At 41.2% G+C, this 17,256-nt stretch carries 20 protein-coding genes; 1 reads left to right on the top strand and 19 read right to left on the bottom strand.

What is annotated here, in order from left to right:
* Positions 1-8 precede the first annotated feature (8 nt).
* The 8 genes from CUU64_RS17825 to metG all read right to left on the bottom strand — a co-directional run bounded on the left by CUU64_RS17825 (position 9) and on the right by metG (position 8,136).
* Complete coding sequence (locus tag CUU64_RS17825) at positions 9-185, bottom strand: small, acid-soluble spore protein, alpha/beta type (protein ID WP_142383653.1); 177 nt, start codon at positions 183-185, stop codon at positions 9-11.
* 183 nt (positions 186-368) lie between these two features.
* Positions 369-620, bottom strand: a complete 252-nt coding sequence (veg, locus tag CUU64_RS17820) for a biofilm formation stimulator Veg (RefSeq protein WP_101634987.1) — start codon at positions 618-620, stop codon at positions 369-371.
* A 337-nt stretch (positions 621-957) separates the two neighbouring features.
* Entirely contained in the window at positions 958-1,836 is an 879-nt protein-coding gene (yabG, locus tag CUU64_RS17815) for a sporulation peptidase YabG (RefSeq protein ID WP_101634986.1), read from the bottom strand.
* Positions 1,837-2,011: 175 nt separating this feature from the next.
* The gene (gene rsmA / locus CUU64_RS17810; protein ID WP_101634985.1) at positions 2,012-2,899 is read right to left on the bottom strand and encodes a 16S rRNA (adenine(1518)-N(6)/adenine(1519)-N(6))-dimethyltransferase RsmA; all 888 of its coding nucleotides are present in this window, start codon (positions 2,897-2,899) and stop codon (positions 2,012-2,014) included.
* On the bottom strand, positions 2,892-3,455 hold the full coding sequence (rnmV, locus tag CUU64_RS17805) for a ribonuclease M5 (protein ID WP_101634984.1): 564 nt from the start codon (positions 3,453-3,455) through the stop codon (positions 2,892-2,894). The genes rsmA and rnmV overlap by 8 nt, the downstream gene beginning before the upstream one ends.
* Before the next feature lie 158 nt (positions 3,456-3,613).
* Positions 3,614-4,804 carry a resuscitation-promoting factor gene (locus tag CUU64_RS17800; protein ID WP_257985583.1) on the bottom strand — a complete coding sequence of 397 codons (1,191 nt, stop codon included), beginning with the start codon at positions 4,802-4,804 and terminating at the stop codon, positions 3,614-3,616.
* A gap of 228 nt (positions 4,805-5,032) precedes the next feature.
* Positions 5,033-5,800, bottom strand: coding sequence for a TatD family hydrolase (locus CUU64_RS17795; RefSeq protein ID WP_101634983.1), 768 nt, complete (start codon positions 5,798-5,800; stop codon positions 5,033-5,035).
* A 338-nt stretch (positions 5,801-6,138) separates the two neighbouring features.
* The gene (gene metG, locus CUU64_RS17790) at positions 6,139-8,136 is read right to left on the bottom strand and encodes a methionine--tRNA ligase (protein ID WP_101634982.1); all 1,998 of its coding nucleotides are present in this window, start codon (positions 8,134-8,136) and stop codon (positions 6,139-6,141) included.
* Between the two features lie 685 nt (positions 8,137-8,821).
* On the opposite strand from metG, the gene CUU64_RS17785 reads away from it, so the two are divergent.
* The gene (locus tag CUU64_RS17785; protein WP_101634981.1) at positions 8,822-9,106 is read left to right on the top strand and encodes a transition state genes transcriptional regulator AbrB; all 285 of its coding nucleotides are present in this window, start codon (positions 8,822-8,824) and stop codon (positions 9,104-9,106) included.
* A gap of 54 nt (positions 9,107-9,160) precedes the next feature.
* Here the strand turns inward: CUU64_RS17785 and rsmI are convergent, their stop codons facing one another.
* The 11 genes from rsmI to CUU64_RS17730 form a co-directional block, all read right to left on the bottom strand.
* Positions 9,161-10,045, bottom strand: coding sequence for a 16S rRNA (cytidine(1402)-2'-O)-methyltransferase (gene rsmI / locus CUU64_RS17780; protein ID WP_101634980.1), 885 nt, complete (start codon positions 10,043-10,045; stop codon positions 9,161-9,163).
* Positions 10,023-10,310, bottom strand: a complete 288-nt coding sequence (locus CUU64_RS17775) for a GIY-YIG nuclease family protein (RefSeq protein ID WP_101634979.1) — start codon at positions 10,308-10,310, stop codon at positions 10,023-10,025. The genes rsmI and CUU64_RS17775 overlap by 23 nt, the downstream gene beginning before the upstream one ends.
* Positions 10,297-11,040, bottom strand: a complete 744-nt coding sequence (locus tag CUU64_RS17770) for a tRNA1(Val) (adenine(37)-N6)-methyltransferase (RefSeq protein ID WP_101634978.1) — start codon at positions 11,038-11,040, stop codon at positions 10,297-10,299. Before CUU64_RS17770 ends, CUU64_RS17775 begins: the two co-directional genes overlap by 14 nt.
* Positions 11,041-11,171: 131 nt before the next feature.
* Complete coding sequence (gene yabA, locus CUU64_RS17765; protein WP_101634977.1) at positions 11,172-11,546, bottom strand: DNA replication initiation control protein YabA; 375 nt, start codon at positions 11,544-11,546, stop codon at positions 11,172-11,174.
* A gap of 18 nt (positions 11,547-11,564) precedes the next feature.
* The gene (locus CUU64_RS17760; RefSeq protein ID WP_101634976.1) at positions 11,565-12,392 is read right to left on the bottom strand and encodes a PSP1 domain-containing protein; all 828 of its coding nucleotides are present in this window, start codon (positions 12,390-12,392) and stop codon (positions 11,565-11,567) included.
* Positions 12,385-13,392, bottom strand: a complete 1,008-nt coding sequence (holB, locus tag CUU64_RS17755) for a DNA polymerase III subunit delta' (RefSeq protein WP_101634975.1) — start codon at positions 13,390-13,392, stop codon at positions 12,385-12,387. The genes CUU64_RS17760 and holB overlap by 8 nt, the downstream gene beginning before the upstream one ends.
* Positions 13,393-13,406: 14 nt before the next feature.
* On the bottom strand, positions 13,407-13,847 hold the full coding sequence (locus CUU64_RS17750) for a YaaR family protein (RefSeq protein WP_101634974.1): 441 nt from the start codon (positions 13,845-13,847) through the stop codon (positions 13,407-13,409).
* Between the two features lie 23 nt (positions 13,848-13,870).
* The gene (locus CUU64_RS17745; protein ID WP_101634973.1) at positions 13,871-14,200 is read right to left on the bottom strand and encodes a cyclic-di-AMP receptor; all 330 of its coding nucleotides are present in this window, start codon (positions 14,198-14,200) and stop codon (positions 13,871-13,873) included.
* Positions 14,201-14,356: 156 nt separating this feature from the next.
* Positions 14,357-14,995, bottom strand: coding sequence for a dTMP kinase (gene tmk / locus CUU64_RS17740; RefSeq protein ID WP_101634972.1), 639 nt, complete (start codon positions 14,993-14,995; stop codon positions 14,357-14,359).
* 66 nt (positions 14,996-15,061) lie between these two features.
* Complete coding sequence (locus tag CUU64_RS17735; RefSeq protein ID WP_101634971.1) at positions 15,062-16,501, bottom strand: aminotransferase class I/II-fold pyridoxal phosphate-dependent enzyme; 1,440 nt, start codon at positions 16,499-16,501, stop codon at positions 15,062-15,064.
* Positions 16,502-16,649: 148 nt separating this feature from the next.
* Entirely contained in the window at positions 16,650-16,862 is a 213-nt protein-coding gene (locus tag CUU64_RS17730; protein WP_374702735.1) for a sigma factor G inhibitor Gin, read from the bottom strand.
* Positions 16,863-17,256 lie beyond the last annotated feature (394 nt).

Genomic DNA, 17,256 nt, shown 5'->3' with positions numbered 1-17,256 from the left:
ACGGCCCGTCACCCTTTGCCGATCATCTGGCTTTGTGCCTTTTGAATCGCAAGCTTTACCAAATTACCAGCATCACGTGACCGTATGCCGCCCCAGCCTTCGTTTTGGACTACATCGTAAAAGCCAAGCTCTTTTGCCAGTTCTTCTTTAAATGCTTCTGACATAATGCCCCTTTTTCTGCCCAAATTCGAACAACTCCTTTTGAAATGCTGTGACATGAATAGGGTTTGCCAGTTTAATTTTTTCATTAAACCATTTTTTCGGAGACATAACCCCTTAGGCTCTGCCGTTTTTGAAACCTTTCGGTGTTTGTAGGGTTTTCTATATTGTAAAAGGCAGCAAACCAAGTTTGCTGCCCCAAAAAAGACTTACATCTCTTGTTGTTTATTCAAGAATGTTAATTGTACGGTTTCCGTTAATACATCAGCATAGCTGTATGAGACTCTTTCAAATGCATTCTCATCCTGGTCGAGCTCAATCACAAATACAGACGGATAAGTTTCTGCTAACGTCCCAAAACGTTCAACCGTTTTTCTTCTTCCGCCGTTCGCTTTTAAAAGCAACCGATTTCCTAAATTGGAATCAAGCGCTTTTTTGATATCAGCTAAAGTTTTTGGCATTTCGGTCCACCTCACTGAGTGTAGTATATCACAAATTGTAAACTAAAGTCAAACAAAATAATAAATTATATCAACTATTAAATTTGTTTGTCAATGGTTTTTTAACGCAAATCATGCCAATTATTTAAACATTTGAATCCGGATAGGAATAAAGAGAATATTAATGCCAATATTCAAGAAGAAAAATGCGGTTACTAAAAAATTATACTGTGGGAAGTAATTTGCTTGAATGTAACCTTAGTATGGATTTGTTCGTGAAAAAATATGTAAGCCTGGCCGGAATATCGTTCCTTGGTTTTACTTGACATGGGAGGCTGCATTAGCGTTCATGCAGCCTTCACTCTTCATCCGGAACATGATAAGGCAATCCGGTGCGGAGAACCCCTTTGGTGTCAATACCGCCTAATCCCTTTTCTCCGGTCAATGTATTTCTCAAGACATCCCAGACATGTATATATTCCCTGAACGGTGTATAGCTTATTTTCGCGACAATATAGACAGGATCTAATGCATGAATATTCACCCGTTGTGGGGAACTGGCAAAATTCGCTCCTGCTTGGATAAGCGATTCAAAGTGGGATTGGCATGCCCCCGCAAAAATAATCAATTGGTCAAGATTAGGGATTTTTTTTCGGGCCTCCACGACTGTCTTGGCAAACTCCCTGGAGTTCCTGTATGCATTTAGATCCGTCTTTTTCCCTTTTGATTTTGTGTAAGCGTCATGTCCAGTAATTACCAGAATATCAGGCCGGTAAAGATCCAGTAGTGAGTTAATCCGTTCTGGCATTTCCTTCTCATTACAATAAACACCTTTTACAGGAATCCCGATTTTATCATACAGATCAAGGCACTTCCTTAAATACGAGGGATCCCCGTCCACATGAAGCACCCTGCCTGGGATTTGAAAATACTCCCCACTGTATCTATACCCATTGCTTGATAAATATTCACTTTTTTCGCGTAATAATTCCTTCTCCTGGGAAAACAAAAGAAAAGATTGCTTCTGGAGAGCTTCATCTGTTCTTTTGCGGAGACTTCTTTCTTCATCATTAATAAGGACAAGATCATCAAATGGAGCATCAGCGATCAACCGGAAATCTTCTCCGTACAATACAGCTTCTCGTTTTCCTCGGATTATACCTACATCAATAATACGGAATAAAACATCACAGCCATAAGATTTTCTTGCTACAATATCGTTCACTTGTAAACTCATGCAGTCACCTCTAGACAAGATGCGTTCAATTTCATCTGCTCCAAAAAATGATTCCTGATAGGCTATGCACCGAGCAATGAATTGGTGAGTGTCCGAGGAAAGGCGGTCTGTCTGTTCTGTGTCCGAGCATTAAAAAAGAGCCTATGACGGCTCCTGTCTTTTAATATCGCTTATATTAATTATTGTCTAAAAAATGGTCATACAGTGCATCACTTAGCCTGCCAAACTCTTCGATTGACAGTGTTTCCCCTCTTCTGCCTGGGTCAATTGCTGTCTGTTCCAGAGCCTTAAGGATGATGTCCTTCCTGGCCTTTCCTTCCGGAAGCTGGCTTGTTAAATTATTGAGTATGGTTTTCCTTCGCTGTGCAAAGCTTGCCCTTGTTACCGTAAAAAAGAACTCTTCATTCTTAACTTCTACAATTGGTTTTTCTCGAACTGATAACCGAATTACCGCGGAATCAACGTTTGGCTGAGGGACAAAAACCGTTTTTGGCACAATCATCACGGTTTCCGCTTTGGTATAATACTGAATAGCGATGGATAATGAACCATACTCTTTTGTACCCGGCTGGGCAGCAATCCGGTCGGCTACCTCCTTCTGAAGCATAACGACCATACCTCGGATCGGTAGGTTGTCCGTAAGTAGCTTCAAAATGATCGGTGTCGTGACATAATAAGGGAGATTGGCCACAACCATCAAATCTTGCACATTTTGAAACTCCTCATTTATTACATGGTGCACATCCGCTTTTAAAATATCCTGATGAATGATTTTTACATTATCGTAGGAAGATAGCGTATCGCGCAAAATGGGGAGAAGCCGCTGGTCAATTTCAAATGCAGTTACTTTTTTGCTCCTTTTGGCAAGCTGTTCCGTCAAAGCCCCAATTCCCGGGCCGATTTCAATGGCACCGCTATTTTCTGTCAATTCAGCATGGTCGACAATCCGATTTAAAATGTTAGTATCGATCAGGAAGTTTTGCCCTAAACTCTTTTTGAAGGAAAAGCCATATTTCTCTAGTATTCCTTTTGTCCTGATGGGGGTTGCAATATCCTTATGCATGTCCTTCCTCCTGTTTAAGCTGTTCTAGCGCTTTTATAAAATCTTCCTTTGAAATCTGGAACATCTTCAGCCTTTTATGCAGTTGCTTCCCATTCGTAAAGCCTATCTTCAAAATGGTCCCAATCTTTTCCCTTCGATCCCGTGATCCCGGTCCGCCAATCAGGCCGGCATCGATGAGATCCTGCTGGGTGATTACTTCTTCCGCTTCTTCATCCATGGTCTTGGCATCACTCAATGCAGCCCGTATTGTTTCCGGTGAGGCATGTTCAACACCGATACCCTTTCCTGATTTAGGAAGGGCATCTTGTTTCGCGATAAAAGCATGCTTGCATCCGCTGACATGCTCAGAGATTGTATTTCTTATTTTTTGGCCAGGAAAATCCGGATCGGTAAAAATGATGACCCCCCGCGTTTTCTGGGCAAGCCTTACTTGTTCAATCACAGCTTCATCCACTGCAGACCCATTTGTTTCAATAGTATCCGCATTGACCGCCCTTTTTATCGCAACAGTATCGTCCTTGCCTTCGACGACAATGATTTCTTTTATCTTTTTCATAAATCCCTCCGGTTGATGTACTTCCACAGGATGTTGTAACGTGTCCGTTTGCCACAGCGAGTAGCAGGTTTTAGTCGATGTCCATCCTAATTGCTCTTTCCATTATAACGCAAAAAAGCAGAGGATATAAAACCATCCCCTGCCCTTCATTTTATATTTTAATCCATAACCGTTATTTTAACCTTCTTTCTTCCCCAACGGTAAGCCTGGGATGTAGAAGAGAAGAATACATCAATCTTGTGTCCTTTGATTGCGCCGCCGGTATCACCAGCAATAGCATAGCCATACCCTTCCACGAACACTTTTGAACCAAGCGGGATTACCCCTGGATCGACAGCAATGATTTTTGCGCCCGGATTCGACCTTAGGTTAATCCCTGTAGCCGTTATTCCTGAACACCCGTTACATCCAGCTGTATACGCAGTCGAGGATACAAATAATTCCCTGCCACCTTTTTCTCCTAATAAAACGTTTGTAGCCAAGCTCTTTGTCCCAATGGCAACCACTTTATCTTCCTTTCGTTCAATCATTGTTTCGGATAGCAGCTGTCGATTTATTTCTTTTCCGTTTTCTTTCACTACTGTATATTGCCTCGACACCAGCCCGTTTTTACCAGCACTGATAAGCTTCTCTTTCCCTTTAACTAAACTGGAATCCTTTTTGGTTATCACTTCGAATTCCACTGGTTCTTCCACTACATCGGTGACCTTTTCAACTCTTATGACGTTTATGGCAATCCCTGCTTTAACATCTTCACCCAAGCCGGGTTCAACGCGGTCTAATTTGTTTAGTTTCACACCTTGTTGTCTTAAAAAGTCAGCGACCGTAGTCGAAGTTGACCAAACCTGCCTATGATTTCCGCCTACCACAAGTTTTAACGGAAAGGCCCTCTCAATCGAGATTTTTATTTTACTATGTAACTTTGTATCCAGAGAAGGAGTTACCTTATCATACCCGGTTAGATTTAGCCTCTGTTCCTTAAGAAGTTCCTCAACAGTGTCAACTGTTGAAGCGACTTGTTTTTCCGTTCCATTTTCTGTAATCCACATTTTATGCGAGGGTTCCCAAACCACTTTCAGATCATCTTTCACCTTGCTGTTACCCGAGGGATACAAATAATCTTCAGATTTAACGCGAATCTTTAACTCTTTAAAAATATCATCGATGGTCGCTGCATGTGTCCGGACTACCTGCTTTTGTCCATCCAGGTTAAGCTCCACCGTCTGTTTTGTCCCGTGATAAAACATCAAACCCATTGCCACTGCAGCTGCTGCAGTCCCGCTAAGGGCAATGGCCAGTCTCTTTTTCCCAAAAGACATGGGATTCAGGTTTTTCAAAGTTAATGACAATGAAAAACTCCTCCTTCCTGTCGCGTGATTAAATAGACCTTGCTACTAGGCTGCCAATCAATCCACTTTTCGCCCCCGGAAAGTATCTCTTATTATGCATACAATCTCTTAGCTTGAAAAGGGGGACTTCTCGACAATGTTATCGTATTAATTAATAAAGCTTTGTAGAACTTTTAAGAAAATGGGTTTCCTTGGACAGGCTTTGCGGCAAACCGACAGCATTTACTGTCAGTTAATGCCGAAAATTTTTCTTGCATTTCTAGTTGTTGCCTCTGCAACTTCTTCCAAAGTTATATTCTTAATTTCTGCAATTTGTTCTGCAACTAGTTTCACATACGCTGGCTCATTTCTCTTTCCTCTATACGGATGAGGGGCAAGATAAGGGCAATCCGTTTCAATTAATAGACGGTTAAGAGGAATTTCCGCAGCAACCTCCTTCGGTTTCTTGGCGTTTTTAAACGTAACCGGTCCCCCGAGGGATATATAGAAGTTCATATCCACACATTTTTTTGCGGTTTCCGCACTTCCGCTAAAACAATGCATGATCCCTCCCACTTCAGCTGCATTTTCTTCTTCTAGGATTTCTACAATATCCGCAGTTGCTTCCCTGTTATGAATGACAATTGGCAGCTTCACCTTCTTCGCAAGCCGAATTTGTTGCCGGAATACATCCTTTTGAATCTCTTTAGGAGACTTATCCCAGTGATAGTCAAGGCCCATCTCTCCAATTGCAACGACCTTCGGATGGTTTGAAAGCTCCTCAATCCAGTTTAAATCCTCCTCCGTCATATCTATGGCATCAACTGGATGCCATCCAACGCTCGCATACATAAAGTCATATTCTTCGATAAGCTCCATGGCCCTTAGAATCGTCGGCCTGTCAAAGCCAACCACCACAACATTTGTAACCCCAGCTGCCTTTGTCCTTGCAATGACCTCTTTCAAGTCTTCCTCGAATTGCTCCGCGTTCAAATGAACGTGTGTATCAAATAACATAGTTTTCGTCCTTTCTAGCATTAATGTATTATTAAATGGAAGTTTTCATGTTTGACAATTACGTAACAAATATATTACAGAAAAAATGATAAGTTGTTTCGTTGAAATTTCCCTCTATTCTACAAAGATTGACTCTGTTTGAAAAACAATATGCATTAAATTCCTATTTATCTTGCTTATTTGCATGAAAAAATAATCCTCATTACGCTTATAGCGTGTAAAATGTTCCATGTGAAACATGTTTATTACAATAAGGAATTTTTTCAGGAGAGGGTAACAGGAGCCATCAAAAAAAGAGGGCTATGCAACTAGCACTAGCCCCCTTCTTCTTATATACATTATTTCACCTTTGAACCATTTGGCAAGGATGCATCTACAGTTGCTACTGCCAATTTCCCTTCAGAGCTTCCGGCAAGGATCATCCCCTGGGATAATTCCCCGCGGAGCTTGACTGGTTTTAAGTTGGTTACGCAAATAACTTTTTTCCCTACAAGTTCTTCCGGTTTGTAATACTGGGCAATTCCAGATACAACTTGCCGTTTCTCATAACCAAGGTCTAGTTGAAGCTTAAGTAACTTATCTGCCTTTTTGACCGGTTCCACTTCCAGAACTTGCGCCACTCTCAATTCCACTTTCATAAAGTCATCGATTGTGATTTCCTCAACTTCCGGAATTTCTTCAACCGTTGCTTCTTGCTTTGCTTCTTCCTGTTTTGTCGAACCGCCTTGCATCTGTCCTTTAATATATTGAATCTCTTCCTCAATATCTAACCGGGGGAAAATCGGGTTTCCTTTTACAACCTTCGTGCCGGAAGGAATTTTCCCAAATTGTTCAAGGCTGTCCCAAGCCTTCAATGTTTCATCCGATATGTTTAACTGCTCAAAAATCTTTGCAGGCGTTTTTGTCAGGAAAGGCTGCAGCAATATTGCAATCCTTCTTAAAGATTCAGACAAATGGTACATTACACTCGCTAGCTCGTCACGATTCGCTTCATCTTTTGCCAGTGCCCATGGCTTAGTTTCATCAATAAATTTATTGGTTCTGCTCACAAGCTGCCAAATGCTGGTCAAAGCAACCGAAAACTCCATCTTTTCCATGGCTTCTTCATACTTGGCTACAGTTGAACGATTCACTTCCAGAAGGGACTTCTCGAATTCGCGGTCAGAACCATCATAGTCAGGAATCATTCCTTCAAAATATTTATCAATCATCGCTACTGTACGATTGAGCAGGTTTCCGAGATCATTTGCAAGGTCAAAGTTAATCCTCTCCACAAAGCCTTCCGGAGTGAACACTCCATCGGAACCGAAAGGAACTTCCCGAAGAAGGTAATAACGCAGCTCATCGAGGCCATAGCGGTCGATTAATGTAACCGGATCTACAACGTTTCCTTTCGATTTGGACATTTTTCCATCCTTCATTAACAACCATCCGTGGGCAAAAACCTTTTTGGGCAGCGGAAGATCTAAAGCCATCAACATGATTGGCCAGTAAATAGTATGGAAACGCACAATTTCTTTGCCAACAATATGAACATCAGCAGGCCAGTAATTTAAATACTTCGAATCATCATCTGTCCCATAGCCTAAAGCGGTAATGTAGTTAGATAACGCATCGATCCATACATATATGACATGCTTAGGATCACCAGGAACCTTAATTCCCCAGTCAAAGGTAGTTCTGGAAACAGCAAGGTCCTCCAGTCCTGGTTTAATGAAGTTATTAATCATTTCATTTTTTCGGGATTCAGGCTGGATGAACTCCGGGTTTTCTTCATAGTACTGTAGGAGTCTTTCAGCATACTTACTCATTCTAAAGAAATAGGATTCTTCCTTTACAAGCTCAACAGGATGGCCGCTGTCCGGGCTTTTCCCCCCTACAATCTTACCGTTTTCATAGATTGGATCTACCAATTGAGTTTCGGTATAATACGTTTCATCCGGTACGGAATACCATCCTTCATATTCGCCTAAATAGATGTCTCCCTGGTCCACAAGCTTCTGAAATAACTTTTCTACCACCCTTTTATGCCGTTCTTCTGTAGTCCTGATAAAGTCATCGTACGATATGTCAAGTTTTTGCCAAAGTTCCTTAATTCCAGATACGATGCCGTCGACATATTCTTGAGGAGAAACACCCTTTTCTTCAGCCTTGCGCTGGATCTTCTGCCCATGCTCGTCAGTCCCTGTCAGGTACATGACATCATAGCCTTTCATGCGTTTATAACGGGCCATCGCGTCACCGGCTACTGTAGTATACGCATGTCCGATATGTAAATTTCCGCTTGGATAATAAATCGGGGTCGTAAGATAAAAAGTCTTTAATTTATCCTTCATCATATTCCCTCCAGTTTTCTTTTCACCTAAACATCGTAAATAAAAGTATATCCTTAAAACATGAAAAGCCCCCGCCCAATGGACGAGAGCTAATGTACATGATTGCAAGTGGTTTCGCAAAAAATTAGCCGGTTCTATAGGCACGCCGAAGTGATTTCAAGCTATCTACTATGTCATCATAACCTCTTCTACCAACAAAATATACCTAAAAATAAAAAAATGTGCAACTGGAAGGATTATTCCAATTAAAAATAATCTTCCATTTATTTGAAACTATTTAATTGAGACACATTCCCAACTAGTTTATAATTGACCTATAAAATCATGTACAGTGAAAATTCATTCTTCTGGCCTGATTGCTACCGTCCTAACATTCCTAGATTTTTTGAGTTTTGTTGATTAATGTCGATTATTGTCGAATAAAGTAGTAATATCCTATCATATTGTACTTCCACGCTCGAAAAGATTACCTTAACTTTACAGTTGAGGATAAACAGAGACATTACTTTTATCCTTTATTTTATAAGGTATTACACTTTCAAACGGTTCCTTGAAAAAATTAGGAAATAAAATGGTTGACGGATTTGGGAATGGCTGGTATTATTTAGCTATAGAGAAATTTGTCGAATAATGACGAAAAAAATAAAATAATAGGTACTGATTTGATCTGAGAGGAGAAACATAAATGAAATCAACTGGTATTGTCCGTAAAGTCGATGAATTAGGACGTGTAGTTATTCCGATTGAATTGCGCCGCACATTAGGTATTGCCGAAAAGGATGCATTAGAAATTTATGTCGATGATGAGCGTATCATCTTGAAGAAATATAAACCAAACATGACTTGCCAAGTTACAGGGGAAGTATCTGATGATAACGTGGCTCTTGCCGGTGGTAAACTGGTCCTAAGCCGTGAAGGCGCGGAACAGCTTCTTAAAGAAATCCAAGATAGTTTTCTTGCAGTAAAATAAGCATTACATAACAAAAGGCTTCCGCCAAACGGAAGCCTTTTTCGTTGCAGGTCACTAGTTTTCGTTATCAACATGGTAAGCTTGATATACGTCACGTTTATTCACGCCACGGTCCTTCGCGACTTGCTTGATTGCATCCTTTGAATGTAAATTCTGCCCGTGTATGTAGTGGTCGACATGTTCCACCAATCCTAGTCCGTCCCACCAGTTTTGCTGCTCCTCTTCTTCCGCTTGGGACGCACCTTCTATAATAATGCAGAATTCTCCTCGAATTTCCGATTCAGAGGCCCAGATCAATATGTCACTCAGGTTTCCACGAATAAATTCTTCAAACTTTTTGGTCAGTTCCCTGCAGAGGACAATACGCCTGTCCCCCAGTATTTCAAGCAAAGTCTTTAATGTGTCTTTTAACCTGTGCGGGGATTCGTAGAGAATCCAGGTGGAAGTTAATTTCTTAAGGGATTCCAGCTCATGCTTTTTTTCCTTTGTTCCTCTTGCAAGAAAACCATAGAAATAAAAAGGCTGGGGAGAAAGACCTGAAGAAATAAGCGCTGTGAGGGCGGCATTAGCGCCTGGCAGCGGGACTACCGCTATTTTCTCAGCCAAAGCTTGCTTAACAAGCTCATAACCGGGATCAGAAATAGTCGGCATCCCAGCATCGCTTACAAGTGCGACCGTTTGTCCCGATAAAAGACGTTCAATAATCTGCCGTCCGCTTGTTTCCTTATTATGCTCATGGTAACTAACCACCGGGGTATCTATCCCAAAATGATTACAAAGCTTCCTGGTATTCCTCGTATCTTCGGCCGCTATAATATCAGCTTCCTTCAGAATTCTTGCCGCACGAAAACTCATGTCTTCCAGATTCCCTATAGGCGTCGGTACTAAATATAATATCGGTTTGTTCCCCTCATTCTCAAAACTCTTTTGCTGCCACATGTCCTGGATCCACCCCTTTTTCGATATAGTTCAGCTTTGCTTTTTTGTCCAGCTGTTTAAATCTATATTCTGCCCGCATGGCCTCGTTCTTGGTTGAAAATGTCTCATAATATACGAGTTCGACAGGGCCTCGTCCCCGCGTATACTTGGCGCCTTTCCCTTCATTATGTAAATGGATCCTTTTTTCTAGATTATTAGTATAGCCAGCATATAGACTGCCGTCCTTGCAACTCAGTACATAAAAAAAATGTTCATTCTTCCCCATATAAAATCCTTCTGATTTCAGGGTTATATTCGTGGTTATCGTTATACACGACAAGCGGTGGCAAAACTTTTAAATCAGGGTTTCCATCTTTAATGCCCTCTATAAGGATTGTATTCGCTTCCTTTCCTGATTTCGGGTAAACAAATTGAAGCCGCTTCGGTTCCAAACGGTACTCTCGCATTAAGCTCAAAATGTCCATCAACCGGCCGGGTCTATGTACGAATGCGGCTTTTCCCCCCTGCCGCAAAAGCTGGCTGCTGACGCGTATCACGTCTTCAAGTGTACACAGAATTTCATGTCTGGCAATGGCGTAATGCTCATTTCGATTCATTTCTTCTTGTGAAGGAGTTGGAAAATATGGAGGATTGCATGTAACAACATCGAACTTGCTGTAGCCAATATCCCGGGGCGCTTCCTTAATATCCCCGTGAATCATTTTAATTTGCCCGTCCAACCGATTATATTCTACACTCCGGTTAGCCATATCAAACAGCCGTTCCTGGATTTCGATTCCTGTGATCTTCCCTTTTGTCCTTGTGCTCAATAATAATGGAATCACTCCGTTTCCTGCGCACAAATCGACAATATTTCCCTTCTGGATAGGAACTTGCACAAATTTAGACAGTAAGACCGCATCTAATGAAAATGAAAAAACAGATGGACTTTGGATGATGCGCAATCGTTCTGCAAGTAAATAATCCAGTCGTTCATCCCCTTTTAAATCAACCACTCATTATCCTCCTTTTACGTAAATACAATGATGTATATGATCATAAGAAAAAAGGGGTGACTCTGGCAGTAAGGGCTGCCTGTCCCCTCTGCGGCGAGAGTGCCAGAACCCTTATGAGTCATCCCCTGGTATTATTTCTTATTTAAGAATGATAAACAGAATAGGCAATCCCCATCTTTTCTTAGACTGCCAAAATGAAGGTTGCAAATATGGAAACCTTCCTGATAAAGACGGGCAAGATTATCATAGCCTTCCCCGACATCCTGCACCTTTCCACCTTTGACATCCTGTCGGATCTTTGACTTCCTGGAAGAACTTTTTTCTGAAGAGCCTTTATTTTCTACATGGTCCAATCTGCGGCGCAAGTGCTCATTTTCAAGCTTTAACGAGTGGTTCTCTTCCAGGATTTCCGCTAAATGCTGCTTTAATTCCCCAAGCTGGGTATAAAGCTGACCGATTTGGGTTTCCATGTTAGTGACCGAATCAAATATTTCTTTCTTATCCAACGCTCTCCCACCACCTTATTAATCTGTGGCTTGAATAGAAACGGCTCCCTCTTTTAGAATTTCATCTAAAGTATACTCTAATACTCTTTCTTGTTCGATTAATTCAACCTGAAGTACGCGTTCTAGAATATTAAGCCCTACTACCTTGCCTTTTCCTCCAGGGGTATCAATTATTTCTCCCAGGTCAGGAAGCAATTCCTTTGCAGTTTCATACTCATCATTTTCGTATTTCAAACAGCACATCAAACGGCCGCATAATCCTGAAATTTTCGTTGGATTTAACGATAGATTCTGGTCTTTGGCCATTTTAATCGAGACTGGCTCAAAATCACCTAGAAAAGTTGAGCAGCAAAGCATTCTGCCACAGGGGCCAATGCCTCCCAGCATTTTCGCTTCATCACGGACACCGATCTGTCGCAATTCAATCCGGGTTCGGAAGATTGCGGCAAGATCCTTGACCAAGTCCCGAAAATCGACTCGCCCGTCAGCCGTGAAATAAAAAACGACTTTATTTCTGTCAAACGTGTATTCAACATCGACAAGCTTCATATCCAGCTGATGCTCTTCAACCTTTTGACAGCAAGTGTTATATGCTTCCTGTGCAGCAGATTTGTTTTCCTCCACTATCATCCTGTCCTTGGCATCTGCAATTCGCAGGACTTTTTTTAGCGGTAGTACAACATCCTTTTCATCCACCTGCTTCTGGGCAGTAACAACCTTGCCGAACTCCACTCCTCGGGCCGTTTCCACAATCACAAATTCATCTTTTGGAATCAAAAGCTCACCCGGATCAAAGTAGTATATTTTACCCGCTTTTTTAAAGCGGACCCCTACAACATCATACAAATGATGATCCCTCCTGCAAATTCAGCACAAGCTGTTCCATCAACAGCTGTGGATTTGTATTGGACATCAGCTTCCTCTTCGCTTCTAAAATATGGCCCATTTTGTCAGCCAGGCGCTTCTGGGAAATCTGAAGAGCATGAGATTCAAACTCTCCCAGTTTATTTTGAAAAATAACCAGATTCCGCTTGTCCAACTGAATGTATAATAAATCCCTATATATAAGAAATAATAAGTCTAGACCTCTGTCCAGCTGCTCTTTTTCCTTAAAGTGCACAAACCATTCTTCCTGAAGGTAAACAAGAGCCCTCATAGGATTTGAATGTAGCACTTCATATAATTTTAACACTATTTTTTGGGCTTGTGCAAACCATTCCTCAGTACTTATGTTCAATCCTTCTTCCAAATTATGGGTAATAAAAGAGGCAATTGAAGCAGTTTGGCTGTCTATGTCATGTTCCATTAACTTTTTTTTTACATTCTCAGGGGATAAAGGCTTTAATTTTATGGTTTGGCATCTTGATAATATCGTGGGTAGCATGCGCTGGATTTGTTCAGTAATCAGGATGGCAACCGTATCTGATGGTGGTTCTTCCAAAAACTTCAGCAAACTATTTGCAGCTTGGACCGACATTTTATCAGCAGCTACAATCATATAAATCTTGCGGCTTGCTTCCACACTTTTCTTTGTAAACTCTTCTTGAAGGTTTTTAATCTGCTCTTTTTTAATAGAGAGTCCTTCTGGCTCTACCAGATGGACATCTGGATGGTTTCCACTCGTGATCCGCCTGCAATTGCTGCATTGTTCGCACGGGAGATATCCTTCCAATGGCTGTTGACATAAAAGGCTTTTCGCAAACACAATGCCTATGGCCTTCTTGCCTGTTCCCTTTTCTCCTTCAAGCAGATACGCGTGGGCAACCCTACCTTTATTGATGCTATTTTTAAGCATCAACATCGCTTCTGGCTGTATTTCTATTATTTCCTGCCATGTATTCGACATCACGTTCAACTGCCTTACGTGTATAGATTGATTAGAAGCCCTTTTATTTCTCCGATTTTACCTAATATATCTATTGAGCTTTTCTCATTGTCCAAAATTTCTTCCGTTAGTTCTACTAGCTTTTCATCGATCGTTTCCACGATTTTTAACGGCCTGCTTTGCCCGTATGCATTCCAGCTTTGTGACTGTTTTAAATCCATTCCAAAATCAACAGCTTCCCGTACAAATCGTTTTACCAGTGTTTTATATTTGGCTAAATCCTTAAAAGTGCGAGATTTGCTGAGTCTTTCCCCTGCACCATGGATATCGCCCAATAATTTTGTTAAGGCATCAAACTGCATTTTCTGGTCTTGTTTTTGGACAAGCTTTCTGAAATTGCCGTTTTCTGACTGAACCAGCCTTGCATCTTGTTTTACTTTATCCATCTTCACATGATGGTCTTGGTGAATTTTCATTTTATAAGCACCATGCTTTCTGCTTAAAATTGGACAAAGCTTTCGATTGGCAATACAAAGACCGTAGCTCCGCCCACTTCTATTTCGACTGGGTAAGGGACATATGAATCCGCATTCCCCCCCATTGGAGAAACAGGCGCTACGAGCTGCTGGCGTGATTGGCAGCTTTCCTTGATAATCTCGAGGCATTTATCAACACGAATATCCTCAGTCCCGATCATGAAAGTTGTATTGCCTGATTTTAAGAAACCTCCGGTGGTCGCAAGCTTTGTTGCCCTGAAATTATGGTCTACTAACTGGTTAAGAAGCCGCTGGCTATCTTTATCCTGAACTACCGCTATAATCATTTTCATCTCAGGTCACCCTCCGAAAACCACTTACTTTATGAATTGTTCGTGGCGTTTTTTATATAATATACCATTATTCATACCCTTGAAAGAGCCGAAACAGGCATTGCCGGCAAATATTCTCTGACGGTGAAATAATCAGGGTCGTTAGGTTCGCAAATGTTACCTGTTTTCGTCCAATTTTTCAAGAAGCTTTGCCTTCGCATCCAAGAATACTTTTTCGACCTCCTGAGAGGCATCAATGATGTAAAATCTTTGTTTCCATTGATCTATAATTTTCAGATACCCTTCTCTTACTTTTTCATGAAACTGCAAGCCTTCTAAATCGAGTCGGTTCACTTCTCGGTTTTTCCCGGCGTTAATTCTTTTCAACCCTTCTAAAGGTTCGATATCAAAATAGAAGGTAAGGTCAGGCATTACATGATCAATGGCAAATTTGTTAATTCCATAAACCTCATCAATCCCCAAGCCCCTTGCGTATCCCTGGTAAGCTAAAGAACTGTCGATGAATCTGTCACAAAGGACAGTGATTCCTTCTTCAAGGGCGGGTATAACCTTTTCCACTAAATGCTGCCTTCTTGCAGCAGCGTATAACAAGGCTTCCGTCCTGCCATCCATTTCCGTGTTTTCTGTATTCAAAATAACTTCCCTAATTTGTTCAGAAATAGGGATCCCCCCCGGTTCCCTGGTTAACAACACTTTGTGCCCAAGTCCCTCGAGTGACTCTCCCAGCATTTTCATAATTGTCGTTTTTCCTGCCCCGTCAGGACCTTCCGTTGTAATGAATAATCCGCGACTCATGTTAAAACCTCCACGTTCTACTCTATGCGGTTTAAGTATACACCATACAAGGATATAGCAGAAGGGTTACTCAAACACGAGAACTTGTCTAGAGTTAAGATAGCTGCCCCCATGAAATCGTGATCCCTTTGCACATAACTCTTCCAGCTGCTTTACCTTGTTATCTGTAATTAGCTCCCCAGCCATTAATAACGGTACTCCAGGCGGGTATGGAGTCACCATTTCAGCGGCGATAAAACCGGAGCTCTCTTTTAGTGACACTGCTATTTTTCTTAACCCTTTCATTTCTGAATAACTTAGAGCAAGGGCTGTGAATGAGTGATTTGGCTTTAAAATGGAATTTTCTTCTTCATTCTTTGTTTCTGTTAGCCCAAGTATATCCCCTGTTGCTTTTTTTATTTTTTTTATTGTTTCAGAAAACGGGTAATCCATTCCGGCCTTTAACAACGGCATAACAAGCAATACATTCCTTGTGTCCGCAAGTTCGGTATAGATTCCTTCCTTCTCTAATAAGTGTTGTAAGTCGAAGCCGGTTACCGCATCATGTGCCCTGAATGTTACCTTTAGCGGATCCAAATGGTCTGATTGTAAGACTTTTAGGCCCGGCACACGGCTGATGTGTTGACGAAACTCTGTAATCTTTTCCATAAGTGAAACCTTATCATCATCTGAAAAGGATGCTAAATAGGACCGGGCTAGATCCAGGGATGCCATTATCGGGTAGGATGGACTGCTTGACTGAAGCATTTGTAAAAAAAAGTGAATTTTTTCAGAATCCACCAAAGCACTGTTTACGTGTAAATAGGAACCCATCGTCATAGCCGGCAGAGTCTTATGCGCCGAATGCACAACAATATCAGCACCTTGATCTAAAGAAGAAACCAAAAAAGGGCTTCCTATCGTAAAATGTGCCCCATGTGCCTCATCAACGAGCACAGGAATCCCTTTTTCATGGGCGAGGTTGATGATGGAAGATATACTGTTCCCAATTCCATAATAATTAGGATAGGTCAGGATGACTGCACGTGCTTCTGGATAAATGGATAAAGCTTCTTCAACCGTTGAACTGTCTACACCTCCTGCCACTCCCCATTCCTTCTCAAAGTTTGGAGTGAGGAATATCGGCTTAACATTCGCAAGCATTAACCCATGCAAAACCGATTTGTGGCAATTCCTCTGAACCAGAACAGTATCCCCTTCCTGACAAACCGCCAATATCATGGCAATGTTGCCGACAGTCGTTCCATTTATAAGAAAGTAGCTTTTTCGCGACTTATATAGATCTGCAAGCAACTTCTGTGCATCAAGGATAGGTCCTGCGGGTGCGTGTAGATCATCAAGGCCAGCCAGTTCTGTTACATCCAACGAAAGAAGAGGTGAAAATTCTTTTCTTCCCTGTCCGATAAAAACTCGGCCGCCTTTATGTCCTGGTACATGAAAGGATATAGGTTTATTCGCATTATATTTTAATAGAGAATCTAATATGGGAGTTTGTGATTGGTTCATTATAATCGTTCCTTTATTCTTTAGTGCTGTTATATCGTTTATAGACTTTTATTATAATTGTTGCATAAGAATTTAAAAAGGAACCATGCCTTGGTTACAGCCTTGAAGGTTGTCACCCAAGAAAGCATTGGTTCCTTTTTTATTATATTCATGAATAAATTTCAGGGTTATTCAATTTTTTTAGTTGTTTTAAATAGAACTTATATTTTGGATTGTTTGTGTCAGTATGAATGATGTCTTTCTCACAATCTTCACAAATAAATGCTGTATAAAGATGTATCCCCACGAGCTTTACCTCTTCACAGATGACACATGGTTCCCCAATGATTTTTTTGGCTGCTGTTGAATTCAAGATCTCCACCTCCATACCTCATTCTCTCCAAAAAATACCTGTTGTATACAATTTTTCGAATAGTTCCAAGAGAATGGGCTAACTGCCTATAACAATGTATGTTAATTTCTATTATTCGGTGTATGTCTGACATGAAGTTTTTAAGGCCTACAGGACAAGGAAGGCTTCGGCGCATTACATCACATAAAACAAAACGGCAGAGATGTGAAGATGTAGGTAATGCAGGCGTTGAAACAGGACACAGCGCTCTTTGCGCTCGTTCCTTCATGTCCTTCATGCTTCCCGAATTTATAAGTTTGCTTAACTAATTTATTTAATAATTTCAATTTTGTGCCGAATATGGTTAACCCAGCAATGACAATTTTACTTCATAACAAAAGAAGACCAGCCTGCACGGCTGGTC

The sequence above is a fragment of the Bacillus sp. V5-8f genome (assembly GCF_002863565.1).
In the GTDB taxonomy this organism is placed as follows: Bacteria; Bacillota; Bacilli; order Bacillales; family DSM-1321; genus Peribacillus.
This window is presented reverse-complemented; position numbering and strand designations above follow the sequence as displayed.

Coding starts and splice junctions, on each gene's coding strand:
- yabG (WP_101634986.1), bottom strand. CDS start 1,836: ATGAGTTTACAAGTGAACGATATTGTAGCAAGAAAATCTTATGGCTGT.
- metG (WP_101634982.1), bottom strand. CDS start 8,136: ATGAAGGATAAATTAAAGACTTTTTATCTTACGACCCCGATTTATTAT.
- holB (WP_101634975.1), bottom strand. CDS start 13,392: ATGTCGAATACATGGCAGGAAATAATAGAAATACAGCCAGAAGCGATG.
- CUU64_RS17745 (WP_101634973.1), bottom strand. CDS start 14,200: ATGAAAATGATTATAGCGGTAGTTCAGGATAAAGATAGCCAGCGGCTT.
- CUU64_RS17785 (WP_101634981.1), top strand. CDS start 8,822: ATGAAATCAACTGGTATTGTCCGTAAAGTCGATGAATTAGGACGTGTA.
- veg (WP_101634987.1), bottom strand. CDS start 620: ATGCCAAAAACTTTAGCTGATATCAAAAAAGCGCTTGATTCCAATTTA.
- CUU64_RS17795 (WP_101634983.1), bottom strand. CDS start 5,800: ATGTTATTTGATACACACGTTCATTTGAACGCGGAGCAATTCGAGGAA.
- rsmI (WP_101634980.1), bottom strand. CDS start 10,045: ATGTGGCAGCAAAAGAGTTTTGAGAATGAGGGGAACAAACCGATATTA.
- rnmV (WP_101634984.1), bottom strand. CDS start 3,455: ATGAAAAAGATAAAAGAAATCATTGTCGTCGAAGGCAAGGACGATACT.
- CUU64_RS17775 (WP_101634979.1), bottom strand. CDS start 10,310: ATGGGGAAGAATGAACATTTTTTTTATGTACTGAGTTGCAAGGACGGC.
- tmk (WP_101634972.1), bottom strand. CDS start 14,995: ATGAGTCGCGGATTATTCATTACAACGGAAGGTCCTGACGGGGCAGGA.
- CUU64_RS17750 (WP_101634974.1), bottom strand. CDS start 13,847: ATGAAAATTCACCAAGACCATCATGTGAAGATGGATAAAGTAAAACAA.
- CUU64_RS17735 (WP_101634971.1), bottom strand. CDS start 16,501: ATGAACCAATCACAAACTCCCATATTAGATTCTCTATTAAAATATAAT.
- rsmA (WP_101634985.1), bottom strand. CDS start 2,899: ATGCATAAGGATATTGCAACCCCCATCAGGACAAAAGGAATACTAGAG.